24 protein-coding genes and 1 pseudogene are annotated in these 25581 nt (G+C 71.0%); 10 read left to right on the top strand and 15 right to left on the bottom strand.

Features of this window, described 5'->3' with window-relative positions:
* Positions 1-569, bottom strand: a pseudogene (locus tag VGJ24_RS03935) (N-acetylglucosamine-6-phosphate deacetylase); the annotation flags it as partial.
* Positions 566-1477, bottom strand: coding sequence for an ROK family protein (locus VGJ24_RS03930; RefSeq protein WP_331499186.1), 912 nt, complete (start codon positions 1475-1477; stop codon positions 566-568). The gene VGJ24_RS03930 and the pseudogene VGJ24_RS03935, both read right to left, overlap by 4 nt.
* Positions 1478-1613: 136 nt before the next feature.
* On the opposite strand from VGJ24_RS03930, the gene VGJ24_RS03925 reads away from it, so the two are divergent.
* Entirely contained in the window at positions 1614-3569 is a 1956-nt protein-coding gene (locus tag VGJ24_RS03925; RefSeq protein ID WP_331499185.1) for a DUF5107 domain-containing protein, read from the top strand.
* Between the two features lie 8 nt (positions 3570-3577).
* Here the strand turns inward: VGJ24_RS03925 and VGJ24_RS03920 are convergent, their stop codons facing one another.
* The 5 genes from VGJ24_RS03920 to VGJ24_RS03900 form a co-directional block, all read right to left on the bottom strand.
* A complete protein-coding gene (locus VGJ24_RS03920; protein ID WP_331499184.1) occupies positions 3578-4462 on the bottom strand; it encodes a carbohydrate ABC transporter permease in 885 nt (294 codons plus the stop codon).
* Positions 4459-5460 carry a sugar ABC transporter permease gene (locus VGJ24_RS03915; protein ID WP_331499183.1) on the bottom strand — a complete coding sequence of 334 codons (1002 nt, stop codon included), beginning with the start codon at positions 5458-5460 and terminating at the stop codon, positions 4459-4461. The genes VGJ24_RS03920 and VGJ24_RS03915 overlap by 4 nt, the downstream gene beginning before the upstream one ends.
* The gene (gene ngcE / locus VGJ24_RS03910) at positions 5457-6866 is read right to left on the bottom strand and encodes an N-acetylglucosamine/diacetylchitobiose ABC transporter substrate-binding protein (RefSeq protein ID WP_331499182.1); all 1410 of its coding nucleotides are present in this window, start codon (positions 6864-6866) and stop codon (positions 5457-5459) included. The genes VGJ24_RS03915 and ngcE overlap by 4 nt, the downstream gene beginning before the upstream one ends.
* Positions 6867-6953: 87 nt before the next feature.
* Positions 6954-7709 (bottom strand): SIS domain-containing protein, encoded by a 756-nt coding sequence (locus tag VGJ24_RS03905; protein ID WP_331499181.1) that lies wholly within the window; start codon positions 7707-7709, stop codon positions 6954-6956.
* Positions 7706-8665: a MurR/RpiR family transcriptional regulator gene (locus VGJ24_RS03900; RefSeq protein WP_331499180.1), complete on the bottom strand. Its 960-nt coding sequence runs from the start codon at positions 8663-8665 to the stop codon at positions 7706-7708. The genes VGJ24_RS03905 and VGJ24_RS03900 overlap by 4 nt, the downstream gene beginning before the upstream one ends.
* A 95-nt stretch (positions 8666-8760) precedes the next feature.
* Between VGJ24_RS03900 and VGJ24_RS03895 the strand changes: the two genes are divergently transcribed.
* Positions 8761-9738 (top strand): N-acetylglucosamine kinase, encoded by a 978-nt coding sequence (locus VGJ24_RS03895; protein ID WP_331499179.1) that lies wholly within the window; start codon positions 8761-8763, stop codon positions 9736-9738.
* Between the two features lie 104 nt (positions 9739-9842).
* Here VGJ24_RS03895 and VGJ24_RS03890 read toward each other — a convergent pair whose 3' ends face one another.
* Positions 9843-11129: an SIS domain-containing protein gene (locus VGJ24_RS03890; protein WP_331499178.1), complete on the bottom strand. Its 1287-nt coding sequence runs from the start codon at positions 11127-11129 to the stop codon at positions 9843-9845.
* Between the two features lie 29 nt (positions 11130-11158).
* Here VGJ24_RS03890 and miaB point away from each other — a divergent pair, with 29 nt between their 5' ends.
* Positions 11159-12670: a tRNA (N6-isopentenyl adenosine(37)-C2)-methylthiotransferase MiaB gene (miaB, locus tag VGJ24_RS03885; protein WP_331499177.1), complete on the top strand. Its 1512-nt coding sequence runs from the start codon at positions 11159-11161 to the stop codon at positions 12668-12670.
* A gap of 28 nt (positions 12671-12698) precedes the next feature.
* Here miaB and VGJ24_RS03880 read toward each other — a convergent pair whose 3' ends face one another.
* From VGJ24_RS03880 to VGJ24_RS03860, 5 genes are all read right to left on the bottom strand, one after another.
* Entirely contained in the window at positions 12699-13022 is a 324-nt protein-coding gene (locus tag VGJ24_RS03880) for a hypothetical protein (protein ID WP_331499176.1), read from the bottom strand.
* Entirely contained in the window at positions 13019-13261 is a 243-nt protein-coding gene (locus VGJ24_RS03875; protein WP_331499175.1) for a hypothetical protein, read from the bottom strand. The genes VGJ24_RS03880 and VGJ24_RS03875 overlap by 4 nt, the downstream gene beginning before the upstream one ends.
* 45 nt (positions 13262-13306) lie before the next feature.
* Positions 13307-13765: an NUDIX hydrolase gene (locus VGJ24_RS03870; protein WP_331499174.1), complete on the bottom strand. Its 459-nt coding sequence runs from the start codon at positions 13763-13765 to the stop codon at positions 13307-13309.
* Between the two features lie 9 nt (positions 13766-13774).
* A complete protein-coding gene (locus tag VGJ24_RS03865) occupies positions 13775-13942 on the bottom strand; it encodes an antitoxin (RefSeq protein WP_331499173.1) in 168 nt (55 codons plus the stop codon).
* 62 nt (positions 13943-14004) lie between these two features.
* Positions 14005-14289, bottom strand: coding sequence for a hypothetical protein (locus VGJ24_RS03860; protein WP_331499172.1), 285 nt, complete (start codon positions 14287-14289; stop codon positions 14005-14007).
* A 55-nt stretch (positions 14290-14344) separates the two neighbouring features.
* On the opposite strand from VGJ24_RS03860, the gene miaA reads away from it, so the two are divergent.
* Positions 14345-15268, top strand: a complete 924-nt coding sequence (gene miaA / locus VGJ24_RS03855) for a tRNA (adenosine(37)-N6)-dimethylallyltransferase MiaA (RefSeq protein WP_331499171.1) — start codon at positions 14345-14347, stop codon at positions 15266-15268.
* 26 nt (positions 15269-15294) lie between these two features.
* Here the strand turns inward: miaA and VGJ24_RS03850 are convergent, their stop codons facing one another.
* The gene (locus VGJ24_RS03850) at positions 15295-16143 is read right to left on the bottom strand and encodes a helix-turn-helix transcriptional regulator (protein WP_331499170.1); all 849 of its coding nucleotides are present in this window, start codon (positions 16141-16143) and stop codon (positions 15295-15297) included.
* A 100-nt stretch (positions 16144-16243) separates the two neighbouring features.
* Here VGJ24_RS03850 and VGJ24_RS03845 point away from each other — a divergent pair, with 100 nt between their 5' ends.
* From VGJ24_RS03845 to VGJ24_RS03830, 4 genes are all read left to right on the top strand, one after another.
* Positions 16244-17680 carry an MFS transporter gene (locus VGJ24_RS03845; protein WP_331499169.1) on the top strand — a complete coding sequence of 479 codons (1437 nt, stop codon included), beginning with the start codon at positions 16244-16246 and terminating at the stop codon, positions 17678-17680.
* Positions 17681-17694: 14 nt separating this feature from the next.
* Positions 17695-18474: a diaminopimelate epimerase gene (gene dapF, locus VGJ24_RS03840; protein WP_331499168.1), complete on the top strand. Its 780-nt coding sequence runs from the start codon at positions 17695-17697 to the stop codon at positions 18472-18474.
* Between the two features lie 161 nt (positions 18475-18635).
* Positions 18636-19412 carry an SDR family NAD(P)-dependent oxidoreductase gene (locus VGJ24_RS03835; protein ID WP_331499167.1) on the top strand — a complete coding sequence of 259 codons (777 nt, stop codon included), beginning with the start codon at positions 18636-18638 and terminating at the stop codon, positions 19410-19412.
* Positions 19413-19421: 9 nt separating this feature from the next.
* Positions 19422-20330 (top strand): NADP-dependent oxidoreductase, encoded by a 909-nt coding sequence (locus VGJ24_RS03830; RefSeq protein ID WP_331499166.1) that lies wholly within the window; start codon positions 19422-19424, stop codon positions 20328-20330.
* Positions 20331-20390: 60 nt separating this feature from the next.
* Here VGJ24_RS03830 and VGJ24_RS03825 read toward each other — a convergent pair whose 3' ends face one another.
* Positions 20391-22844 carry an FAD-dependent oxidoreductase gene (locus tag VGJ24_RS03825; RefSeq protein WP_331499165.1) on the bottom strand — a complete coding sequence of 818 codons (2454 nt, stop codon included), beginning with the start codon at positions 22842-22844 and terminating at the stop codon, positions 20391-20393.
* A gap of 143 nt (positions 22845-22987) precedes the next feature.
* On the opposite strand from VGJ24_RS03825, the gene hflX reads away from it, so the two are divergent.
* Positions 22988-24550, top strand: coding sequence for a GTPase HflX (gene hflX / locus VGJ24_RS03820; RefSeq protein ID WP_331499164.1), 1563 nt, complete (start codon positions 22988-22990; stop codon positions 24548-24550).
* A gap of 38 nt (positions 24551-24588) precedes the next feature.
* Complete coding sequence (locus tag VGJ24_RS03815; protein WP_331499163.1) at positions 24589-25449, top strand: alpha/beta hydrolase; 861 nt, start codon at positions 24589-24591, stop codon at positions 25447-25449.
* Positions 25450-25581 lie beyond the last annotated feature (132 nt).

Raw genomic sequence — 25581 nt, 5'->3', positions numbered from 1 at the left:
ATCCCGGAGCGCTCAAGGAGATCGGCGGCCGCGGCAGCACCGGGCAGCTCCGGGGCGAGCGTCACCATCCGGACCGTGGGGCGCCCGGCGTCGTCGACGCCGGCTGCCAGCCAGGTGCCGAGCTCGTCGAGCCCGGGTAGGCGCAGGGAGGCGGGGTCGTGTGCGCCCCGGTGCGCCGGGTCCAGGAAGGGCCCCTCGACGTGGCAGCCGACGACCGGTGACCCCGTCCCGGCGACCGAGGAGATCGCCGCGATCGCCGCGACGAGGTCGGGGGACGACGCGCTCACCAGGCTGGCCAGCATCGTGGTGGTGCCGTGGGACAGGTGGTGCGCCGCGACTGCGGCGACCTCGCCCGGGTCGTGCGAGGTGACGGCGTGGCCTCCACCGCCGTGACAGTGGATGTCGACATACCCCGGTGCGACCGTGTCGACCGGCTCGGGGGACGGGCCCGACCAGCCGGCCGTCGGGCCGACGTACCCGATCGTGCCGTCCTGCCGAACCTCGAGCACGCCCTCGTCCAGGATCCCGGTGGTCGTCACGAGCCGCCCGGCCAGCGCGAACGCGGTCATGACTCAGACGCCCATCCGTCGCGAGCCAGGAGCGCGGCACCGATCACGCCACCGCGGTCGCCGAGGGCCGATGCGGTCACGTCGGCGGGATGCACGACCGGGGTCCGTTGACGGAGCGCGACCCGGAGTGGGTCGAGCAGTTCGTCGCCGGCCCGGCTGAGTCCACCGCCGATCACCACCAGGGCCGGGCCGACGACCAGCGAGACGATGCCGAGCCCGTCGGCGAGCGCTTCAACCGCTTCCTGCCAGACCTGTCGCGCGACGGGGTCCGTGCTCAGCCGAGCCGCGACGTCGCGGGCGCCGGCGACGTGGTTTCCGCTCAGACCGGTGTACCGGCGGGCGATCGCCGCCGCGGATGCGACGGCCTCGAGGCAGCCGTCACGGCCGCACGCGCACGGGACGCCGGTCCGGACGGCCAGGTGTCCGATCTCCGCGGTCTCGCCGCGGTGCCCGGTCACCAGGTGCCCCCCGGAGACGATCGAGGCGGCGATCCCGGTGCCGATGGGCACGAACACCAGGTCATCCGTGCCGAGACCCGCGCCGACGCGGTGCTCGGCCACGCCGCCGGAGGCGACGTCGTTGGCGATCCGGACCGGCAGCCGCCACTCGGTGCCGAGGAACCGGACGAGCTCGAGGTCGCGCCACCCGACGTTGGCGCTGTACGTCGCGACGCCGGCCTCGCGGTCGACGAGGCCCGGGACGACAACGCCTGCGCCGACCACCGGCGCGTCCCGCCGCTGCGCGAGCAGGGTGCGGCCGACCTCGGCGACCGCGTCTCGTGCGTGGTGCCCCCGTGGTGTGGGCCGGTGCTCGCAAGCCACCACGGTCCCCGCGCGGTCGACCAGCTCCGCCTTGATGGTCGTGCCGCCGACGTCGACGGCGAGTGCGAGCCCGTCGTCGTCGTTCACGAGTCCAGCATGATGGAACGGGTCGGGCCCCGCGACTGGGGGGTGCTCCTCCCCTGCGCACACTGCGCACACTGCGCAAGAATTCGACAGGTGCACGTGTTCTCACTGACCACGGGCGAGCGGCCGGACTGACGTCGTGGTCTCCACGCCTTCCTCGGCGGCGACGGTACGCCGTACCACCGTGACCGTGTGGGCGGCGACCCTCGGTCCCGCGAGCCCGTTGCCAAGATTCAGCCCGCTGCGGGAGCTGCCCTACCCCGACGTCGGCCCGGGCGCCACGCCGGACATGCTCGAGCGGATTGCCTACGGCCGGCTGGAAAGCCCTCTCCCGTACCCCCTCCAGGAGGACTACGACCGGTCGCTGCGCGAGGTCGAGCTCCCGGCGTACGTGCTCGAGAACGGGGTGCTGCGCGCGACCGTGCTACCGACGCTCGGCGGCCGGGTCTGGTCGTTGTACGACGACGCCCGTGAGCGTGGGCTGCTGTTCCGCAATCCGGTGCTGCACTTCGCGAACTTCGGGTTGACCAATGCCTGGTTCGCGGGAGGCATCGAGTGGAACCTCGGCTCCACCGGTCACACGACCCTGTCGTGCCGGCCGATGCACGCCGCCGTGGTTGTCGGTCCGGACGGTGACGTGCTGCGGCTGTGGGAGTGGGAGCGGACCCGGGATCTGGTGCTGCAGGTCGACCTGTCGCTGCCCCGGGGGTCGGACCGGTTGTACGCCTCGGCCCGGGTGATCAACCCGGACCCGGAGCAGAAGCCGCTCTACTACTGGACCAATATCGCGGTGCCCGAGTCGCCGGGGACCCGCGTGCTGACCACGGCGGGCGCCGCCTGGCGCACCGAGTACACCGGCGCCCTGACCCGGGTGCCTGTCCCGCACCCGGATCGCGCGGACGTCGACATCAGCTACCCGATGGCCTCCAGGTTTCCCGCCGACTACTTCTACGACCTGCAGGGGCAGCGCGGTCGGCACATTGTGTCCGTCGAGTCCGGCGGCGCCGGCTTCGCCCAGACGTCGACGCGCGGGCTGCGGGGCCGCAAGCTGTTCCTGTGGGGGAGCGGTCCGGCCGGCTCACGGTGGCAGGAATGGCTCTGCGGTTCGGGAGCGAGGTACGCCGAGATCCAGGCGGGCTGGTGCCCGACGCAGCTCGAGCACGACCTGTTGGCCGGTGGGGCGAGCGTGTCCTGGACCGAGGCGTTCGGTGGCGTCGACCTGGACCCGGACGCGGTGGCGGGCGGGTATGCCGAGGCGTGTGCGGCCGCGCAGGCAGCGGTGCATGAGGCGATGGACCCCGATCGCCTCGAGGCCATCCACGAGCGCTGGCTCACCGAGGTGGCCGATGCCGCGGTCGCGGAGCAGGCGAGCACGGGGTCCGGCTGGGGTCATGTCGAGCTCAGGCTCCGGGGCTTCCCGGACGCCGTACCGACCCGGGCCCTGCCGTTCCCACCCGTGGACGACGACAGCGTCCCGGCACGCCACCTGCTCGACGGGGACACCGATGAGCTCGCGTCATCGGTCCACCGGCTGCCGGTGCCTCCGGTCTCCGACCGCTGGCGCGCGATCATCGAGGAGGCGTCGGACTCCGAGTGGGTGCACCTGGCCCGCGCGGTGAACGCCCACCTGCGGGGCGAGTCGGGCCGTGCCGCCGAGCAGTACGACGCGAGCCTGGCCGCCCGTGAGAACCCGTGGGCGCTGCGAGGGCTGGCGCTGCTCGCCGAGGATGATGATCGCGCGTGCGACCTCTACGCGCGGGCGCGGCGGCTCCGACCGGACTGCCGGGGGCTGGCCGTGGAGCACCTCGAGCGGCTGCTCGCCGCCGGACGGCCGGGTGACTGCCTGGATGCCATCGCGGCCCTGATCCCTGCGCTGCGCGAACACGGTCGGACCCGGCTGCTGGAGGCCCGCGCGTGGCTCGCCGAAGGTGAGCGCGAGCGTGCCGCCGGGATCATGGAGTCGCTGGTCGTCGAGGATCTCGCCGAGGGAGACATCATCCTCGGTGAGGTCTGGGACGCACTGCACCCGGGCGCGCCCCTCCCCCCACATCTCGACTTCCGGATGACCGACACAGCAGAGACCGGTGAGGGTTGAGTGGCCGGTCAGCGGAACGTGCCCTGGGACACCGATCCCTCCAGCCGTCGCTGGAAGAGTAGGAACACGATCAGCACCGGCACGACCGTGATGACGACCGCGGCGAAGAGCGCTCCGAAGTTGACCGCGTAGCCGGCCTGCGACGCGAACTCCGCCATCCCTTGGGTCAGCACATATCTGTTCGGGTCGGTGTTCAGAGCAACCGGCAGCAGGAACTGGTTCCACAGTCCGAGGAAGTTGAAGATCGCGACGGCGGCAATGCCGGGCCGCGCCATCGGCAGCATGATCTGGAAGAAGATCCGCCAGTCCCCGGCGCCGTCCATCACCGCAGCCTCATACACCTCGTCGGGCAGGGTCTTGAAGAACGAGAAGAGGAAGAACACCGTGAACGGCAGCGCGAACGCGACGTACACCATGATCAGGCCGGGCAGGGTGTTGAGCAGCCCGCCGTCCTTCAGGATGAAGAACAGCGGCACGATCGCGAGGAAGATCGGGAAGGTCAGCCCCGCGAGCATCGAGTAGTAGATGAACCGTGCCCCGGGGAAGACGAACCGCGCGAGCACGTAGGCGCACATCGCGCCCAGCAGCATGACGAGCACGAGGGCGGCACCCACCACGATGATCGTGTTCAGGAAGAAGTGGCGGATCCCGGCGTCGGTCCAGGCGTTGACGTAGTTGTCGAAGCTCCAGTGCTTCGGGAGTGAGAACGGCGAGGACAAGATCTCCTTGGTCGTCTTGAACGACGACAGCACGACCCACAGGAACGGGACGATGACGATGATCGACCAGATGGCCAGGAGCGCGTGCGAGGTTGCCTCCACGGCCCGGTCGCCGCCGGTCCACTCGCTGCGCTTCTCGGTGACGACCCTCTCGTCGGGGGCGACGGCAGTCATCGGCGCAGCCTCCGTTCACCGCCGCCGGTGAGATGGTTGATCGCGAACACGATCGCGGCGAACAGCAGCGTCACGACCGCGAGCACGACACCCATCGCCGTGGCATATCCGAACTGGCCCTTGCGGAACGCCGTGTTGTAGAGGTCCTGGCTCATCGTCCGCGTGGTGTTGTTGGGGCCGCCGTTCGGGTTCAGCGCCTGCATGTAGACGAAGGCGTCCAGGACGGTGATCCCCAGATAGATGTACGCCGTCTGCACGGTGTCCCGGATGAGCGGGAGCGTGATCGAGATGGCCGTACGGAACCGGCCGGCGCCGTCCATGCGGGCCGCCTCGTAGAGCTCACCCGGGATGCCCTTGATGGCCGCGACGAACAACACCGTGTAGAAGCCGACGAAGCTCCAGATGATCACGAACATGGACGCCGGCATCGCCGTACCCGGGTCGCCGAGCCAGGCGAAGTTCTCGAACCCGCTGAGGCCGATCTTGGTGAGGAAGGCGTTGAGGATGCCGGCCGAAGGGTCGTACACCTGGGCCCAGATGAGGCCGATGACGATGGCCGGAACGGTGTACGGGAAGAACGACACGACCCGGTAGAAGCCGGAGCCGCGGATCCCACGGACGTTGCCCTTGCTCGGCCCGCCGACGGTGACGACCGACGCGATGGCGAGCGCGAGCACGATGGTCACGAACGGGACCACGATCGCCAGCTCGAGGTTGTTGCGCAGCGCGCGCATGAAGATGTCGTCGTGGAACAGCTTCGTGAAGTTGTCGAGCCCGACGAAGTTGTACGTCGGCGTGAAGCCGCTCCAGTCGGTCATCGAGTAGTACAGCGCCCTGCCGAACGGGTAGATCACGAAGATGACGTAGATCGCCAGCGGCACTCCGAGGAACACCACCATGAAGCTCAGCCGGTCCAAGCTCGGCATCCGGCGCCGCCGGGCGGCCGGCCGGGGCCGGCCGCCGGTGGTCGCCGTCACACTGGTCCCGGTGCTGGTCACGTGATCTTGAGCTTCTTCACCGAGGAGTCGTTGGCGATCTTGTCGGTGATCTCCTGCAGAGCCTTGGTGAGCCCTGCCACGTCGAGCTGGCCGGACAGGAAGGAGTTCCAGGGCACCAGCTGGTCGGTGTTCATGCCGTAGTAGTCGACGAACTGGTAGTTGAAGGTGTTGCTGCCGGCGGCGTCCAGCATCTTCGTCTGCGAGACCAATGCGGTCGACCCGAACCCGCTGGCCGGCACCAGGCCCTTGACGATCGTCGGCGCCAGGCGGGTCTTGGAGAAGTTGGTCGCGGCTGCCTTCGACAGCATCGCCCGCAGGATCTCCTTGCCGCCGGCGACGTTCTTGCCCTGTGACGGCACGATGAACGGCTCGCCGGCAGCGGCACGGAGCCCCGCCAGCGGGATCGCCGGGCTGGAGGTGAGGGTCGGCTCCGGAGCGCCGGTCATCTGGAAGTTGCTCTTCGTGGCGTCCTTCATCTCGTTCTCGATCCACCCGCCGGACGGGTAGAGGATCGCCTGCTCGTCGTTGCTCCACTTCGCCTGGGCAGCGGTGAACTGGGTGCCCGCGCCGCCGGGGACGAAGTAGCCCTTCTGCACCATCTCCCCGAGGGCCGTGAAGACGCCCTGGATCTGCGGCTTCGACCAGCAGCCCGACTCGAGGTTCTCCAGCGCCAGCCGAACCTCGTCGCCGCCCTCCTTGATGGCGGAGTTGACCGACATCGTCTGGTAGTACGTCGCGGCCTCCTTGCCCCAGACCCAGAGGTACTTGCCCTTGGCCTTGGCCTTGGCGCCGAGGGCCATCGCGTCGTCCCACGTCTTCGGCGGGGTCCAGCCGTTCTGCTGGAACAGCGTTGCGGAGTACCAGATGCCGTAGACCGTCATCACGTAGTTCATCGCGAGGAACTTGCCGTCGAAGGTGCCCGGGAGCTTCACGTTGGGGTACAGCGTGTCCGAGATCTTCGTGCCCTCGTAGTTGTTGGCTTCGAAGACGTCGTCGAGCGTCTCGAGCTGCTGCTCGATGGCGCTGAACCCGATGGCGTTCTCACCGGAGTTGTCGATCAGGTCCGGCGGGTTGCCGCCGACGAAGCGTGGCTGCAGCTGCTGAGCGATCTGCGTCGACGGTGACACCTTGATCGTGACACCGGTGAAGTCCGACTGCTTCGGGACCTGGGCGGCGGCGAACTTGACGTAGTCGTAGCCGTAGCCGCCGTTGAAGATGACGGCCTCCACGCTCGAGCTCTTCGCGAGCCCGAACGGGTTGGTGGCCGACTTCGTGGCGGTGCCGGCGCCGCTCGAGGACGACCCGCCGCAAGATGCGAGCGCTCCTGCGAGCGGCACGAGCGCCGTTGTTGCGAGGGCGCCACGGAGCAGGGTCCGGCGGTCGAATTGTGCAGTTTCTCGGCTCATCGTGGGGGTCCCTTTCGTGATGATCACTTCTACTGGGTGGTGCTGGGGTCCTGCGGGTGTCCAGATGCGGGCTGCCGATCCCTCAGGTCAGGACAGGCCGGCGATGCGTTCGCCGTACCGCGCCTTGAGGGCGTCGTTGTGCGTGTCACCTCCCGGGATGTTGGCGGAGATGTAGAGCGGCGGGACCTCACCCGCGTCCCGGAGTCGCTGAGCCGCGCCGAGGGTGAGGAGCTGGGCGATGTAGGCGGATGTGATCGAGGAGACCGCGCCGGCGGACAGCCCGTCGCCGAGGCCGATCGTGGTGTCGCCGAACGGCGCGCGGTTGTCGATCACGATGTCGGCGACCTCCGCGAGCCGCTTGCCGCTGCTGTGCTTGGGGGTGACGGCGTTCGTGTGCTCCAGGCTCGTCACCGCGATGACGGGGTGGCTGTCGGCCTTGGCACGCAGGGCGAGGCCGACGATCGACCCGTTGACGCCGGAGTTGGACGCGATCAGGAAGACATCGGCCGGGTCGAAGGAGTACAGCCCGTAGAGCTCGTCGGCGACCGACTCGTCGCGCTCGAGGGAGGCGCCCCGGAGCACCGAGACGTCTCGGCCGCCGCGCAGGACGACGTCGCGCAGCACGATCGCGTGCGTCGGGATCAGCCCGCCGGCGCGGCCCGCGACCTCCATGGCGAAGGCCTGGGAGTGGCCGGTGCCGAAGGCCTGAAGGACGCCCCCACGCTGCAATGACGACACGATCAGGTCGATGGCAGGGTCGAGGCCGCCGGCACGGACCTCCTGGTCCAGGTCGTCGAGCCGATGGCGGACCTCGGTGGAGAAGTCGGCGAGGAGTGCGCTCATGCGGTGGCCGTTTCTCTCGACGAGGGCACGGTCCGTCGCTGGGTCGCCGAGCGAAGCGGACGGCGATGCGGCGCGACGGCCGCTGCGGAGGCCGCCAGGAGGCTCGTCGTACGCGAGAAGTCCTGTTGGGCCGCGAGGAGGTAGAGCAGGTCGATCACGAAGAGCTGGGCGTGCTTGGCCGACAGGTCGTCGGGCTGGAGATACTCTCCCGGCGCGTGGCTGGTCAGGTGGGCGTCGGCGACCTGGGCCATCGGGGAGGCCGGGTCGCTGGTCACTGCGACCGCGTAGGCACCCGACGACTTCGCCAGGGCCAGCATCTCGATGGTCTCCTCCGTGCGGCCGGTGTTGGAGAAGGCGATCGCGACGCTCGAATCCCCCAGCAGGGCTGCGCTGGTGAGGCCGACGTGCGCCTCGCTCCACGCGTGCGCGTTGATCCCGATCCGGTAGAGCCGGGCCTGCAGCTCGACCGCCATGCCGGCGCTACCGCCGATGCCGTAGATGTCGACGTGGGTGCTCTGGGCGACGGCCTCCGCCACCCGGCCGACGACCGCCGGGTCCAGCCCCTCCGAGGTGGACGCAAGCGCCACGGTGTGGGCGTTCACCAGCGTGCGCATCACCTCGGTCGCAGTGTCACCCGGGTGGAAGGCGCGTCCGATGTCGGAGTTCCAGGTCTCCTGGGCGCTCGACCGGCCCTGCTCGGCCGCTGCGCCCACGCGAAGGGCGAAGTAGCCGGTGTAGCCGATCGCGCGGCAGAACCTGGTGGCCGTCGCCGGCGACGTACCGGCCCGGGCGGCGAGCTCGGTGATCGACAGCCGCAGCGGGAGGGAGGGGTCGTCGAGCAGGAGGGTACCGATCTTGGCCATGGCCTGCGGCATCTGCGGAAGGGCGGCGCGGATCCTGCTGCTGGCGCCGTAGCCTTCCAGCGCACGGGCGGCCGGCCCCTCAGGAGCGATCATTGAAATTCCTTATCGGCGATGCCAAGTGAATGAGAAAACTATTTCCATGTCGTGGCCCCGGTCACAATGACGTGGAGGTAACGAATAGGTAACGAATGACCGAACAACTCATCGGGTGGGTCGCCGTGGACGCCGGCGGCACCAGCACCCGCACCGTGGTCGTCGATCCCACCGGTCGGTGTCTGGGCTACGCCGTCGCAGGCAGCGGCAACCCGATCGCCGTCGGGCCGGAGGCCGCCGCCGCGTCCGTGGCGCAGAGCGTCAGGCACGCGCTGGGGGAGGCGGAGGTGCCGAGCGCGCGGATCCGGCAGGTCGTGCTCGCGATGGCTGGTGCGGGCAGTACGTCGGTCGCACCAGAGATCCGCCACCGGCTCGCGGGCATCGGCCTCGACGCGCCGCTGGTCTTCGAGTCCGACCTGCTCGCGACGTACTTCTCGGGCACCCATCTGCCGGACGGGTACGCCGTCGTCGCCGGGACCGGAGCGGGCGCGATCCGGGTGGAGGACGGGCGCCAGGTCGCCGTCGCGGACGGGCTCGGCTGGCTGCTGGGCGACGAGGGCTCCGGCTTCTGGATCGGGCAGCGCGTCGTACGCGCGGCCCTGGCCGACCTCGACGGCCGTGGCCCGTCCACGGCGCTCACACCGCTGATGCTCGCGCGGCTCGGCGTGCCCGCGCCGTCGGATGACGGCGACCGGAAGCCGATCCTGGCCGTGGTGCGGGCGCTGTATGCGAGCCCGCCGGTCCGGCTCGCCGACTACGCCGGGCTGGTGTTCGAGGTCGCCGGGGACCGGACCGCCGACGACATCCTCGACGAGGCAGCCGCCACCCTCGCGCGAACTCTCACCGCCGTCAGATCCCCCACCGTCTCGGGTCCGATGGTGCTCGGCGGCGGCATCCTGGGGCGCGGCCGTCAGCTCGCCGATCGACTCGCCACCGCGGCTGACGCCGGAGAGGTCCATACCGTGGCTGATGGGGCCGTCGGCGTCTGCGTCCTCACCCTCCGCCACGCCGGGACGTACGTCGACACCGCCGTGTTCCAACGGCTGACGACCTCACTCGCCACGCTGCGCTGATCCGCGTCCTTCCCCGTCGGGTCACTGTCACCTGGATGGGTAGTCCCTGACGAAACCGTTCGGAAATCGCCCGGATCGGAACGGTTTTGTCAGGGACTACCCCGTCACGACGGGTCGGTGGTGGTGACCTTGGAGAGCCCGCGGGGGGCGTCGGGGTCGAGGCCGAGGCGGCGGGCCAGGGACTCCACGACCAGCTGGGCGGGGACGATCAGGCCGAGGGGGGCGACCGGCTCGGGGAGGTCGGGGCCGGGGAGGTGGTACGCCGCCACGCCCGCCAGTGCGGCGTCCCCGCCGACCGCCAGCACCCGAGCGCCCCGCGCGGTGAGGTCCCGCGCCAGCTCGACGAGGGCGCCGAGCATGGGTCCGTCCTGGGCTGCCACGACGACCGCCGTGAGCCCGGGTCCGACCACGGCGATCGGCCCGTGCCGCAGGTCGGCGTAGGACAGGCCGCGGACCGGTCGTAGGCAGGTCTCCTCCAGCTTCAACGCGACCTCGAGTGCGGTGCCGAAGGCCAGCCCGCGACCGGTCACCAGGGTCTCGTCGGTCGATGCGAGGGCGTCGACGGCGGCCGCCACACCCTCCTCCGCCGACTCGAGCCGGCTCAGCTCGGCCGGGGCTCGCTCGAGAAGCGGCCACAGGACCGCACCACCCTCGAACGTCGCCACCATCCCGGCCAGCGCCGCCAGCTGGGAGGAGTAGGACTTGGTCGCCGGAACCGCTCGCTCGGCCCCGGCCTGCGTGGTCAGGGGTACGTCGGCCTCGGTGGCCAGCGGGCTGTCCGGATCGTTGCTGATCGCGACCGTGGCCGCCCCCAGCGAGCGGGCCCAGCGCTGGACCTCGACGATCTCCTCGGTCCGCCCGGACTGGGAGATCGAGACGACGAGCGTGTCCGACAGGTCCACCCGCGCGTGGTAGTGGGTGGCCACGCTGGGCGCGGCCAGAGCGGCCGGGACGCCGAGCTGGGTCTCGGCCAGGTAGCGGCCGTACACCGCCGCGTTGTCGGAGGAACCGCGAGCCACGAAGAGGATCCGGCGCCGGCCGACGACCGCTTCGCGCACCTGCTCGGCCCGCCGGCGCACCTCCTCCAGCGTGGCCGCGACGGCCTCGCCCTGCTCGGCGATCTCGCGTCGCATCCAGGTCGGAGACACCCTGGGGACTATAGGGTCGCGCTGTCGCGCCCGAGACACCAGGGCACGGCCGACACCGGGCGCGCGACCTACCTCGGCACGGGCGAACGGCTCGGACCGGTCGACGTCCGCCTGCAGCAGGACCGTCCCGTCGTTCTCCGCGAAGGCCGAGGCGAGCACCGCGCCCGACCTCCCGATCAGCTGCGCCAGCGTGCCCTGCGTCGTCGTACGCCGCAGCGCCATCACCGGAGATTCGGGTCGCACCTGGCGCCGCCGTACGCTTGGCGACTGTCATGAGCAGCACGATCGAGTCGTCCGGCGCGCGCACCTACGAGGTCAAGACCTACGGGTGTCAGATGAACGTGCACGACTCCGAGCGGCTGACCGGGTTGTTGGAGGAGGCGGGGTACGTTGCGGCCCCCGATGGGGAGCAGGCCGACGTCGTCGTCTTCAACACCTGCGCGGTCCGGGAGAACGCCGACAACAAGTTGTACGGCAACCTCGGCCACCTGGCGCCGGTGAAGGCGAAGAGGCCCGGCATGCAGATCGCGGTCGGCGGCTGCCTCGCGCAGAAGGACCGCGCCACGATCACGAAGCGGGCGCCCTGGGTCGACGTCGTCTTCGGCACTCACAACATCGGCTCGCTGCCGGTCCTCCTCGAGCGGGCGCGGGTGCAGGACGAGGCACAGGTCGAGATCCTCGAGTCCCTGGAGGTGTTCCCCTCGACGTTGCCGACCCGCCGCGAGTCGGCGTACGCCGCCTGGGTGAGCGTCAGCGTCGGCTGCAACAACACCTGCACGTTCTGCATCGTCCCGAGCCTGCGTGGCAAGGAGAAGGACCGCCGGCCCGGCGACATCCTGGCGGAGGTCCGCGCCCTGGTCGACGAGGGCGTCAGCGAGGTGACCCTCCTCGGGCAGAACGTCAACGCGTACGGCGTGGAGTTCGGCGACCGGCGGGCGTTCTCCTCGCTGCTGAGTGCCTGTGGCGAGGTCGAGGGACTGGAGCGGGTGCGCTTCACCAGCCCGCACCCCGCGGAGTTCCGCGATGACGTGATCGCGGCGATGGCCGAGACGCCCAACGTGATGCACCAGCTGCACATGCCCCTGCAGTCCGGCTCCGACCGGGTGCTGCGGGCGATGCGGCGCTCCTACCGGCGCCAGAAGTACCTCGGGATCATCGAGCGCGTCCGCGCCGCGATGCCCGACGCCGCGCTGTCGACCGACATCATCGTCGGCTTCCCGGGTGAGACCGAGGCGGACTTCGCGCAGACCCTCGAGGTCGTGCGCGAGGCGCGGTTCGCCGCGGCGTACACCTTCCAGTACTCCATCCGCCCCGGCACGCCGGCGGCGACGATGCCCGACCAGATCCCGCCCGAGGTCGTCCGCGAGCGGTACGAGCGCCTTGTCGAATCGGTCAACGAGATCTCGTGGGCGGAGAACCAGAAGCTCCTCGGCTCACGCGTCGAGCTGCTCGTCGCCGAGGGCGAGGGTCGCAAGGACGCCGCGACCCACCGGATGACGGGCCGCGCCCGCGACAACCGCCTCGTCCACTTCACCTCCCCGCCGGTCGAGGAAGGCGCCCTGGCACCCGGGGAGGCAACCATCCGGCCCGGCGACCTCGTCGAGGTCGAGGTCACCTACGCGGCGCCACACCACCTGGTCGCCGACGGTGCGTTGCTGAACCACCGTCGTACCCGCTCCGGCGATGCCTGGGAGTCGCGCGCGACACCCGCGACCGCGGTTGGCCTCGGCATGCCCACGATCGGGACGCCGCCGCCCCCGCTCGAGCCCAGCGTCTGCGCCTGAGGATCCTGGTGCCGACCGAAGGGCGAGATCAGGCGTCCTGGTACGGCGTGTCCTCGCTGCGGGGGTCCTTCGAGGGGTAGCCGGCCTTCGGGGCGATCCCCTCCGGGTTCTTCTCGGGTTCTGCGCTGCTCTCCGCGTCCGAGCCGATCACGTCGCCCACGTCGTCGCGGTGGTCGGGAGCCGACGTGTCGCGCTCGCCGTCCGTCGACTCGGCGCCGCCTCCGGTGGGCCCGACGCGTTCGCTGCTCACACCCATCCCGCCGGCGGCGCGGTCGGGGCCGCCGGCGTTGGGGCTGGAGTCCACGAGCTCCGTGGGTTGCTCGTTCCCGGTGCCATCTTCGGGTCCGCTCATACCGGCGCCTCCTTCTCGGGCTCGCTCGCGCCGTCGGTACCGGCGCCCCGGTCGATCACCTCGGGCTCGGTGATCTCCTCGGGCACCTCCTCCTTCGACGCGGTGTTCCCCACGCCCACGAGGTCGGGCACGAGAGGATCCGGCTCGTACTCGGCGTCCTCGACGGCGTCCACGCCGCCCGGCGGGGGCTCGGACGGCTCGGTCTCCGGGGTGGGTTGCTCGCCCAGGTCGGTCACCATTTCTGTTCTCTCCCTCCATCGCCCCGTCGGGCCGGCGCGCCTCGGTCAGAAGCCGAACGTGGTGTAGCTCTCCACTCCCGTACCCAGCCGGTCGAGAACGAAGCGCTCGTGCGGGACCACCCTCTCCGGGAGCGCGTCCAGCGGGAACCAGTCCATGCCCGCACACTTGGCCGGCTCGACGATGCGCGGCTCGCCGGTCCAGGCGCGACAGGTGAAGAAGAAGTCGATCCGCTCGTCGACCAGCTCGGCGTGCCGGGTGCGCTGCATCGAGGTCACGAAGGACAGGTCGTCGACGTCGACGCCGATCTCCTCGCGCGCCTCCCGCGCGGCTGCGTCGTACGCCGTTTCGCCGCGCTCGACGTGTCCGGCTGCCGCGGCGGCCCAGTGGGCGTCCATGTAGCCGGTGTTCTGCCGGAGCTGGAGCAGCACTTCGTCGCCATCCCCGGTGCCCGGCCGGAGCAAGAAGACATACGACGCCGGGACGACGACGAAGCGCTCGATCACTCGCGGTGGTCAGTGGTCGCCGGTCTGGTTCTCCAGGGCCTCCTGGGCCTTGTCGACCTGGCCCTCGAACTTGCCGCCGGTCTTCTCGTCGACCAGGTCACCGGCCTTCTCGATGCCCTCGTCGACCTGGTCCGCGTGCTCGTCGACCTGCTTCTTCGCGTCGTCGAGGAATCCCATCTCCACCTCCAGGTCCGGGCCGCCCGCTGACGGCCAGTGCGTCCACGCTAGCGCGGACGCGATCAGTGAATCCCGAGGTCCTGCACCAGTCGGATGACGTAGAACACCACCGGCATCCCGAACACTGCGAGCATCACCCACGCCACGACCCGGTGGTAGGTCCGCGACGAGTCCAGCCGGCCCGCGAAGTCGAGGAGCGCGCCGTCCGGCACGTGGTGGGTGAGCCCGATCCGACACGCCTCGTCGGGCATCCGGGTGCCCTGGAACCAGTACGGCGGGGCCGGGTCGTAGCTGGCATCGTCGGGCCCGAGATCCTCGTCGAACTCGTCCTCGCGGATCCCCGCCATGACACCACAGTAGGCCGACCCGAAAGCCGGGTCCGCGGCTGCCAGACTGACCCGCATGTCGAGCGCGGCGGTCCCGCCGATCGTGGCGGTCGTGGGGGCGACCGCGGCCGGCAAGAGCGGTCTCTCGCTCGACCTGGCCGAGCGACTGGGTGGCGAGATCGTCAACACCGACGCGATGGCCGTCTACCGCGGGATGGACATCGGCACCGCCAAGGTCCCGGAGTCCGAGCGCCGCGGCATCCCGCACCACCTGCTCGACCTGCTCGACGTCACCGAGCCGTTGACGGTCGCGGAGTTCCAGGGCCGGGCACGCGCGGTGGTCGCCGAGATCCGTGGTCGGGGTCGTACGCCCGTCCTGGTCGGCGGCTCGGCGCTCTACACGAGGGCGGTGCTCGACCGGTTCGAGTTCCCCGGCACCGATCCCGTCGTACGCCGCGAGCTCGAGGCCGAGCTGGACCGGGTCGGCGCGCCCGCTCTGCACGCCCGCCTCGTGGAGGCCGATCCGGAGTCCGCTGCCCGGATCCTCCCCGACAACGGCCGCCGGATCGTCCGGGCGCTGGAGGTCGTCCAGATCACGGACCGGCCCTTCAGCGCACAGCTCCCCGAGCACGAGTACGTCGACCCACACAGCATCCAGATCGGCATCGACATCGACCGACCGACCCTCGACCCGCGGATCGAGCAGCGGGTGCGCGCGATGTTCGAGGCCGGCTTCGTCGACGAGGTACGACGCCTCCTCGACGCCGGTCTCCCCGACGGCCGCACCGCCCGCACCGCGATCGGCTACCGCGAGGTCGCGTCGTACCTGGCCGGCGAGACGTCCCTCGACGAGGCGATCGAGCAGACGACCACCGCGACCCGCCGTTTCTCGCGTCGGCAGGACGGCTGGTTCCGCAAGGACCCGCGCGTGGTCTGGGTGGGGTGGGACGACCCGGACCGGGTCGACCTGGCGGAGGGGGCCGTGAGGGCCCGGGGCTGACCGGGTCGTTGTGAGGGTTGTCCGGCTCAGGCGCTCGCCGCCTGCGGCTCGCGCGAGAGCAGCCGCGGCAGCTGCAGGGCCGTCTGCTCGTTGGCGGGCGTGTAGACCATCGTCCAGCCGTCGCCCTCGGCATGGAGCAACCGGTGCGGCAGCATCCGGAGCCTGCCGACCGAGCTCGGGAAGACCTTGTAGCCGGGGTCGTTGCGGGCGACGTCGTGCTGCGACCAGATCTCGGCGAAGAACGGCGACGCGGCGAGCAGCCGGCTGACCAGCTCCTGGCCGAGCGGATCGCCGAGGTGGGAGGCCACGTGGGTGCGAAGCCTCGCGACCGCGAGCCTGGCGCCGCCGTCGCGGTCCTCGACGAAGTCGACGTAGTCGGGGTGGGTGAAGAACAACCAGAGGAAGTTCCGCTCCTCGGGCGGTATCTCCTCGAGGTCGCCGTGCAGGAACCGGTACGCCGTGTTGAACGCGAGGATGTCGTAGCGCCACGAGAGCGCGACCGCCGGGAAGGGGTCGAGCTGGTCGAGGAAGAGCTGGTAGCCGGGAGCCAGCGCCGAGCAGCGCCGAGCCTCGGCCTCGAGGTCGACGGTCGCGCTCAGGGTGAAGAGGTGGGCCCGCTCGCGCTGGTCGAGCCGCAGTGCCCGGGCGATGGCGTCGAGCACGGGGGCCGAGACGTTGATGTCGCGGGACTGCTCGAGCCAGGTGTACCAGGTGACGCCGACCCCGGCGAGCTGCGCCACCTCCTCGCGTCGTAGCCCCGGCGTACGGCGCCTGCCACCGCCGGGAAGGCCCACGTCCTCGAGTGTGATGTGCTCGCGCCGGGCCCGGAGGAACGACGCGAGCTCGGCGCGCCGTTCACGCGCTGCTCTGCTCATTCCTTCACGGTAGATCGACCCGACCCGGTGAGCCAGGGTCGGCTGGTACCTGGATAACCCGACTCTGGATACCCCCCTCGCCCCGCGCCACAGTCGAGCCATGAGCACCTCGGTGATGTCCGGGACGACGGCGGATCTCGCTCGGCCCACGGGCGGCCCGACCGACCTCGGGGGGCTCGGGCTCGCCGCCGTGCTGGTCTCCTACGGGCTCCAGGTCTTCAACTTCTTCGTCGTCACCGTGGCGCTCGGCTCTCTGGAGAATGAGCTGCACGCCAGCGCGAGTGTCCTCGAGCTCGTGGTCGCCGCCTTCGGCGTGGCCTACGCCAGCACGGTCGTGCTCGGCGGGCGGCTGGGTGACAACCTCGGCCGGCGCCGCGTCCTCCGGATCGGGCTGGTGTGGTTCGGGGCGGCCTCGGTGTGGTGCGCGCTGGCCCCGTCCGCAGGCCTGCTGGTGGCAGCCCGGATCGCCCAGGGGCTGGGTGCCGCCCTTGTCGCACCCCAGGTGCTCTCGACGATCCAGGCCAGGACCGCAGGGGCGGCCCGGGCGAGGGCGATGGCGTGGTTCGGCGCGATGGCGGGGATCGCGACCTGCGTCGCGTTCATGGTGGGCGGGGTCCTGGTGACGGCCGACCCCGCCGGGCTCGGCTGGCGCGCGGCCTTCTGGCTCGACGTACCGCTGGTGGCAGCTGCCCTCCTCGCGTTGCGTTGGGTGCCGGAGTCGCGCGCCGAGCATCCTCATCGGGTGGACGTGGTCGGCACCGCACTGCTGTCGGTCGCGGTCGTCCTGGTCGTCCTGCCCCTCACCGAGGGCCGCGCCGCCGGATGGCCCTGGTGGACGTGGACGATGCTGGCGGCGTGTGTCCCGGTGCTCGGGGCGTTCGGGTGGTGGGAGTCGAGCATGGAGCGCCGGGGCCGCGATGCACTCGTGCCGCCCAGCCTGATCCGGACCCGCGCGATGACGAGTGGCCTCACCATGGGCGCGATCTTCTTCGCGGTCTTCGGCGGCTTCATGTTCGTGTTCGCACTCGCCGCCGAGGTCGCGGCCGGAATGGACCCGCTGGGCATCGGCTGGACGCTGACGCCGTTCGCGGTGACCTTCCTCGCCTCGTCCTTGGTCGGAAGCCGTATGGCGCAGCGCGACCCGGTCGGGTTGATGCAGCGCGGTGCGGTGGTCGCCGCGATCGGCCTGGCCTCGCTCGCCGTCGTGCTGCACGCGACCTGGCCGGGGTTCTCCTCCTGGCAGCTGGCCCTTCCGCTGCTGGTGCTCGGCGCGGGGCAGGGCATGCTCGTCGTGCCGCTCTACGGCACGATCCTCGCGTCGGTGCCCGCTCACCACGCCGGGATGGGTGGCGGCGTCCTGATCACCACGACCCAGATGGCGCTGGGGGTGGGGTCGGCCCTCGTCGGGACCGTGTTCCTGCAGCTGGGCGGGGCCACCGGTGGCCCCGCACCCGTGGAGGTCGTGCTCGCCGCCTCGGTCCTCCTGCTCCTGGTGATAGCGCCGGTGGCCCGTCGGCTTCGCACCCCCGGTCCGTAGGCCACACTGGAGAGGTGAGCTACCCGTTCCTCAAGGGCCACGGCACGGAGAACGACTTCGTGCTGCTGTCCGACCACGACGGATCGGTGCATGGTGACCTGCCGGCATCACGCGTGCGCGCTCTGTGCGACCGCCGTTCCGGCATCGGCGCGGACGGCGTCCTCCGGGTGGTCCGCGCGTCCTCGGGCTGGTTCATGGACTACCGCAACGCCGACGGGTCGCTTGCCGAGATGTGCGGCAACGGCATCCGCGTCTTCGCTCGGCATCTGTACGACGAGGGGCTGGTGCCGGCGGACGAGCCCGTCCGGATCTCGACCCGCGACGGCGTCAAGACCGTGACCCGGCACGGCGATTTCTTCAGCGCCGACCTCGGACCCGCGACGATCCTGGGCGAGACCAAGGTGTCGGTGGGGGATCGGTCGTGGCCGGCGATCCACGTCGTCGTCGGCAACCCGCACGCGGTGGTGATGGTCGACGACCTTGCCGAGGCCGGCCACCTGTACGACGAGCCGTCGTACGACGCGGACCTCTACCCCGACGGCGTCAACGTGGAGTTCGTCGTACGCCGTGGGCCTGACCACATCGCGATGCGGGTCCACGAGCGCGGCTCGGGTGAGACCCGGTCCTGCGGCACCGGTGCCTGTGCCGCGGCCGTGGCCGCGGCCGGTGACGGACCTGGGCGGTGGCGGGTCGACGTACCTGGTGGTGAGCTCGAGGTGTCGCGCGACGAGGAGGGCCGCGTCTCTCTCACCGGCCCCGCTGTCATCGTCGCCCGGGGTACGACCTCCCTCTGACCCGCCGAAGTGGGAGTTCTCCGCTGCCGAAGTGGGGCTGGTCCCCTGTCGAAGTGGGCGTAGTCCGGCTGAGCAGTTGGGGAGATCCACTTCGTCGCGCCCGGAGAACTCTCACCTCGGGCCCGGAGAACTCCCACCTCGGCGGTGGCTAGGGTCTGCCCATGGAGATCTCAGGGTCCGCCGCGATCGTCACCGGCGCCGCCTCGGGGATCGGCGCCGCGGTCGCCCGGCAGCTCGCCGGGGCGGGGGCGACGGTGCTCGTGGCCGACGTGCAGGACGACAAGGGCCAGGCACTGGCCGACGAGCTGGGCGGGGCGTTCGCGCACGTCGACGTCACCGAGACCGCCCAGGTGCAGGCCGCTGTGGATCGGGCGAGCGAGCTCGGGTCGTTGCGGATCCTGGTGAACTCGGCCGGCATCGGCCCGGCCGCCCGCACGGTCGGACGCGACGGCAGCTACGACTCGGCACACGACCTCGAGCTCTACAAGAAGGTGATCGCGATCAACCTGATCGGCACCTTCGACATGATCCGGATCGCCGGCACCGCGATGTCGCGCCTCGAGCCGCTGGACTCCGGCGAGCGCGGCGCGATCGTGAACATGGCCAGTGTCGCGGCGTTCGACGGCCAGATCGGGCAGGCGGCGTACTCCTCCTCCAAGGGCGGCATCGTCGGCCTGACCCTCCCGGTCGCACGCGACCTGGCCGCGATCGCCGTACGGGTCAACACCGTGGCGCCGGGCCTGATCGATACCCCGATCTACGGCGAGGGCGAGCAGGCCGAGGAGCTCAAGGCACGGCTGGGGGAGTCGGTACTGTTCCCCAAGCGTCTCGGGGCGCCGGACGAGCTCGCCTCGATGGTCCTGGAGTGCCTGCGGAACTCGTACCTGAACGCCAGTGTCGTCCGCGTCGACGGCGGCATCCGGATGCCGCCGAAGTGACGGCCTGAGATGCGCGCCGTCGTCGTCGAGCACCCGGGCGGACCCGAGGCGCTGACCCTGGTCGATGTCCCTCACCCGAACGCCGGCGAGGGTGAGGTCGTCGTCGAGGTCGAGGCCGTCGGGGTCAACCCGGTCGACCTGGGCAACCGCGCCGACCCGTCCTGGGCCGGGATCAGTCCGCCGTACGTCGTGGGGTACGAGCTCGCCGGGCTCGTCGTCGAGACCGGCGAACCGGTCTGGGCGCTGCTGCCGGTGCAGGGTACGACGCGGGGGGCGCTGGCCGAGCAGGTCGCCGTACCCCGTCAGTACGTCGCGCCCCGACCGCCCGAGCTCCACCCGATCGTCGCGGCCGCGCTGCCGATGGCGGGCTGTACCGCGCTTCAAGTGATGCAGCGGATGCCGCTGGAGGCGGGGTCGTGGGTGCTCGTCCACGGTGCGACCGGCGGGGTCGGGCACCTCCTCGTCCAGATGGCCCGCGGGCTCGGGCTGCATGTCGCGGCCGCGTCGCGCCCGGACGAACGCCGTCGGCTCGAGGAGCTCGGCGTCGACATCTGGCTCGACCGGTCCGGCCCGGTCCCCGCTGCCGCCGCTGCCCGCGAGCTGGGCCACGACCTGGACGCGGTGGTCGACCTCGTCGGCGGTCAGCTCGAGCCCTCGCTGCCCCACGTGCGCGTCGGCGGCCACGCGGCCACCATCGTGGATCTCACCGGCGACCTCGACCTCGCCCTCGACCGCAACATCGACCTGCACGGCGTCCTGATGCGCGCGGGCCGGGACCGGCTCTACGAGCTCGCGGCCGAGGTCGCCGCCGGGGTGCGCCCGCACATCACCGACACCTACCCGATCGAGCGCATCGCCGACGCCCACCGCCGCCTCGGGGCCGGCCGCGTCGGCGGCAAGCTGGTGATCACCCTCTGAGTGTCGGGACGTCATACGTTCTGGTCGCTAGAACGACCACTTCGTATGACGTCCCGAGGGTCAGCCGCGCACGCGGGCGCTGGTGGGGTCGTACATCGGGCGCAGCGAGACCTCCGCGGCGTACCGCTCGCAGGCGATGTCTACCTCCCAGGTGCCGGCGTCGAGCCAGTCCTTGGTGACCTTCTGATCGGCACTGAGGAAGGCGAGGCCGACCGAGGCGCCCAGGGTCCACCCGTACGACGCAGCGCGGACGTAGCCGACGACCTCGCCGTCACGGAGCACCGGCTCGGCGTGGTACAGCAGCGGTTCGGGGTCGTCGAGCCTGATCTGCACCAGCCTCTGGGTCGACGGGAACGCCGCCTTGCGCTCCAGCAGAGGCTCCTTGCCGCAGAAGTCGGTGTCCCACGCGACGGCGAACCCGAGCCCGACATCCAATGGACAATCGGTGTTGTCGATGTCGTGGCCGTAGTCGCGGTAGGCCTTCTCCATCCGCAGGCTCGCGAGCGCCTTGAGACCCACGGGCTGCACGCTCTCGCCGGCCGCCAGCGCGTCGTACAGCTCGAGCGCCCGGTCGGCCGCGACGTACAGCTCGTAGCCGAGCTCGCCGAGGTAGGTGATCCGTGCGCAGGTGACCGGGACGCCGGCGACGTCGATTGCGCGGACACCGCGGAAGGGCCACACGTCGGTCGACAGATCGGAGTCGGTGAGCTTCGCCAGTACGTCGCGCGACAGCGGGCCCTGGAGGTTGAGCTGCGCGAAGTCCGTGGTCGCGTCCTCGATGCGTACGTCGCGGCCGCGCGCCGCGCGGTCGAGCATCGCGGCGACGTGGCCGTGCGCGGTGTCGGAGGCGACCACCCAGAACTGCTCGTCGGCGAGCTTCGAGACGGTGAGGTCGGCCTCGATCCGGCCGTCGTCGTTGAGCCACTGGGTGTAGGTGATCCAGCCGGGCTCGCCGTTCACGTCGCCCGCCGACAGGTGGTCGAGCACGGCGCCGGCCTCGGAGCCGGTGAGGGAGAACTTCGCCATGAACGACATGTCCATCAGCCCGACGCCCTCGCGGACGGTGCGGTGTTCGGCCTCCCACCGGTCGAACCACGGCGCCCTGCCCCACGTGGGCTCGGCCTCGGGCGTGAGGCCCGGTCCGGCGAACCAGTCGGCACCCTCCCAGCCCGAGACCTCGCGCATCAGGCCGCCATTGGCGACGAGTCGGTCGTGGACGGGGGAGAGCCGCCGGTCGCGCATCGTGTGCAGCTGCTTGCCCGGGGTGTGCGCGGCGTACACCGTGCCGAGGATCTCGGTGGTCCGCTCACGTCGGTACGCCGGCTCGAGCTGGTCCTTCCGGAAGCGTGCGACGTCCCACGCGGTGACGTCGACGTCGGGCAGGCCGGCGATGATCCAGTGCGCCAGCACCCGGCCGAGGCCGCCGGCGGACAGCACGCCGACGGAGTTCATGCCCGCGGCGACGAAGTAGTTGCGGATGTGCGGAGCCTCGCCGACCGCCGGCATCAGGTCGGGCGTGAACGACTCGGGTCCGCAGAAGAAGGTCCGCACGCCGACCTCGAGCGTCACCGGTACCCGGGTCATCGCCCGCTCCAGGAACGGACTCATCCGGTCCCAGTCGGGCTTGAGCGTGGTGAAGCTCGCCGTGCGGGGGATGCCGTCGACCGACCACGCGGCGGCGTGCGGCTCGAAGAGGCCGACCATCATCCCGCCGCCCTCCTCGCGGTAGTAGCCGTACGACGCGGGGTCCTCGAAGATCGGCGCGTCCGGGTCGATGCCGTCGATGGTGTCGGTGATCAGGTAGTAGTGCTCGGCGGCCTGGTTGGGGATCACCACGCCGCTCCTCTCACCCAGCTCGCGGGCCCACATGCCGGTGCAGTTCACGACGTACTCGCACTCGATCTGGTCGCCGCTCTCGACGCGTACGCCGCGCACCTCGCCGCCGTCGACCAGCACGTCGTCGACACGCACGCCCTCGACGACTCGGACGCCGAGGTTCTTCGCGCCGCGGGCGAGCGACTGGGTGAGGTCGACCGGGTTGACCCGCCCGTCGCCGGGCACGTGGAAGCCGGCCAGCAGGTCGTCGGTCCTCGCCCAGGGGAAGAGATCGGACATCTCCTGCGGCCCGATCTCCTCGACCTCGAGCCCGAGGTGGCGCTGGAACGCCGCGACACGTCGGTACTCGTGCAGCCGGTCCGTGTCGGCCGCCGCCTCGATCAGCCCCACCGGCTTGAACCCGGTCGAGACCCCGGTCTCGGCCTCGAGCCGGGCGTACAGGTCACGCGAGTACAGCCGGATGCCGGTGCTCGTCTCCGACGTCGAGCCGAAGCAGGTCATCAGCCCCGCCGCGTGCCACGTCGTACCGCTCGTGAGCCGATCGCGCTCCAGCACGACGACGTCGCTCCAGCCCTCGTGGGCGAGGTGGTAGGCGATCGAGCACCCGATCACGCCGCCCCCGATGACGACGACGCGGGCACGGTCGGGCAGCGCTGACGTGGGGGCAGTCGGGGTCACCGGCACAACCTAGCCGCCCGGGACGTCATACGTTCTGGTCGCTAGAACAGCCAGAACGTATGACGTCCCGAGCGGCCGCAGGCGTACGCCGTGAGCAAACCGGCTCGCACGGGGGAGCGCGCCGACCTACGCTGGGTAGTCGTATGACGAACGCACGAGAAGACTTCTCCCTCGACTCCGAGCTGGCCGGGACGGCCGGTTGGGACCTCGAGGACGACCAGGACGAAATCCAGGACGAAATCCAGGACGAAATCCAGGACGACATCCGGGACCCGGCCGTCGACGACGACGGCTGGGAGTCGGGCTATGCCGACGACGACCCCGAGCTGATCCTGGGCGAGCTGACGGCGGGCGAGCAGGACCTTGCCGAGCGGTATGCACTGCGCAGGGTCGCCGGTCTGAGCACCGAGCTCGAGGACATCTCCGAGGTCGAGTACCGCCAGCTGCGGCTGGAGCGGGTCGTCCTGGCCGGGGTCTGGACCGACGGCAGCGTCGAGGACGCCGAGAACTCCATGGCCGAGCTGGCTGCCCTGGCCGAGACGGCCGGGTCGGAGGTGCTCGACGCGATCTACCAGCGCCGCGACAAGCCCGACCCGGCGACGTACATCGGCCGCGGCAAGGTCGAGGGCCTCGGCGAGATAGTCCGGCACACGGGCGCCGACACCGTGATCTTCGACGGCGAGCTCGCGCCCAGCCAGCTGCGCAACCTGGAGGACAGGCTCAAGGTCAAGACGGTCGACCGCACCGCGCTGATCCTCGACATCTTCGCCCAGCACGCCAAGAGCAAGGAGGGCCAGGCTCAGGTCGAGCTGGCCCAGCTCAACTACATGAAGCAACGCCTCCGCGGCTGGGGCGGGAACCTCTCCCGCCAGGCCGGCGGCCGGACTGCCGGGGGCGAGGGCATCGGCGGCCGCGGCCCCGGTGAGACCAAGATCGAGACCGACCGGCGCCGCATCAACACCAAGATCGCCAAGCTACGTCGCGAGCTCGCCCACATGAAGGGCACCCGCGACACCAAGCGCCAGGAGCGCCGTCGCCGCCACATCCCGAGCGTGGCGATCGCCGGCTACACCAACGCCGGCAAGTCCAGCCTTCTCAACCGGCTCACCGGCGCCGGGGTGCTCGTCGAGGACGCGTTGTTCGCCACCCTCGACCCCACGATTCGGCGTACGACGACCAGCGACGGCCGCGTGTACACCATGTCCGACACCGTCGGCTTCGTCCGCCACCTGCCCCACCAGCTGGTCGAGGCGTTCCGCAGCACCCTGGAGGAGGTCGCCGACTCCGACCTGATCCTGCACGTCGTCGACGGCTCCCACCCCGATCCCGAGGGTCAGATCGCGGCCGTGCGCGAGGTGTTCGCCGAGATCGGTGCCGACAAGGTCCCCGAGGTCATCGTCGTCAACAAGGCAGACGCGGCCGACCCGCTGGTGATCGCTCGGATCAAGCAGCGCGAGCCGCACTCGGTCGTGGTCAGCGCCAAGACCGGCGAGGGCATCGACGACGCGCTGATGCTGGTCGAGGACGACCTGCCGCGGCCCGGGGTCGAGTTCGAGGCCCTCCTGCCGTACGCGCGCGGCGACCTGCTCGACCGGCTCCATCAGCACGGCGAGATCGAGTCGCTGGAGCACACCGGCGACGGCACGTTCGTGCGCGGCCGCGCCCACGCCGACCTCGCGGGCGAGCTCTCGGCGTACCCGGTCTGAGCCTTCTCGGTCGCCCGGCCCGGCCGTAGGCTCGTGCGGTGTTCACGACGTTGACGCTGTCCGATGGGCGGGCCTTGGAGTACGCCGAGCTGGGTGCACCGTCCGGGCAGCCGGTGCTCTTCTTCCACGGCACGCCTGCGACCGGGGGACAGGCGGCAGTCGTGGCCGACGCCGCAAGCGCCCAAGGCCTACGCCTCGTCGCACCGACCCGCCCCGGGTACGGCGACTCCACGGTCAGCCGGCCGGGTCTCGCAGCCACGGCAGCGGACACGCTGGAGCTGGTCGACCAGCTGGGGCTGGGTCGCTTCGCCCTGATGGGTAGCTCCGGTGGTGGCCCCTTCGCGCTCGCCACGGCGGCGGCGGCTCCCGACCGCGTGAGCGCGATCTGGGTGCACGCCTCACCGGGCTCCTACGCCGAGGTGAAGCCGGACGTGTTGGGGGACGACGACCGTCGCGCGCTCGACCTGGCGGCGGACGGCGACGTCGAGGAGGCGATGCGGGTCATGGACGCGCTCGGTGATGCCGACCTGGGCGAGCTCCGCGGGTTGTCGGAGGAGGAGTTCTCCCAGGCGATGAGCAGGATGGCGCCACCGGGGGAGAGCTGGTTGGACCGGCACCCCGCCCTCAAGCAGGCGTTCCAGGCCGACTTCCGGCGTGCGATCACGACGTCGGCCGGCATGTCACGCGACAACCTGTCGTGGCTTCGCGACTGGGATGTCGACCTGGAGGCTGTCCTGACGCCCGTGCGGCTCGTGTACGGCGACAACGACCGCATGGCCGAGCTCGGGCACGCGGAATGGCTGCAGGCCCGCCTCTCCCGCAGCGACCTCCACGTCGTACCCGGCAGCCACGGCGATGTCGTGTTCGGCGCGGCTGCCGACTCGTTCGCCGCCATCTGAACCGCCGAAGTGGGCTCTCTCCAGCGCCGAAGTGGGAGTTCTCCGGCGTCGAGGTGGGTGCTCCCCGCGCGGGCCGACGGACAGGTCCCACCTCGCGGGCGGACAAGGCCCACCTCGCGGCCGGACAAGGCC

Source organism: Nocardioides sp. (assembly GCF_036493135.1).
Taxonomy (GTDB): Bacteria; Actinomycetota; Actinomycetes; order Propionibacteriales; family Nocardioidaceae; genus Nocardioides.
The sequence above is the reverse complement of the archived record's forward strand: the minus strand, read 5'-3'. Positions and strand labels throughout refer to the sequence as shown.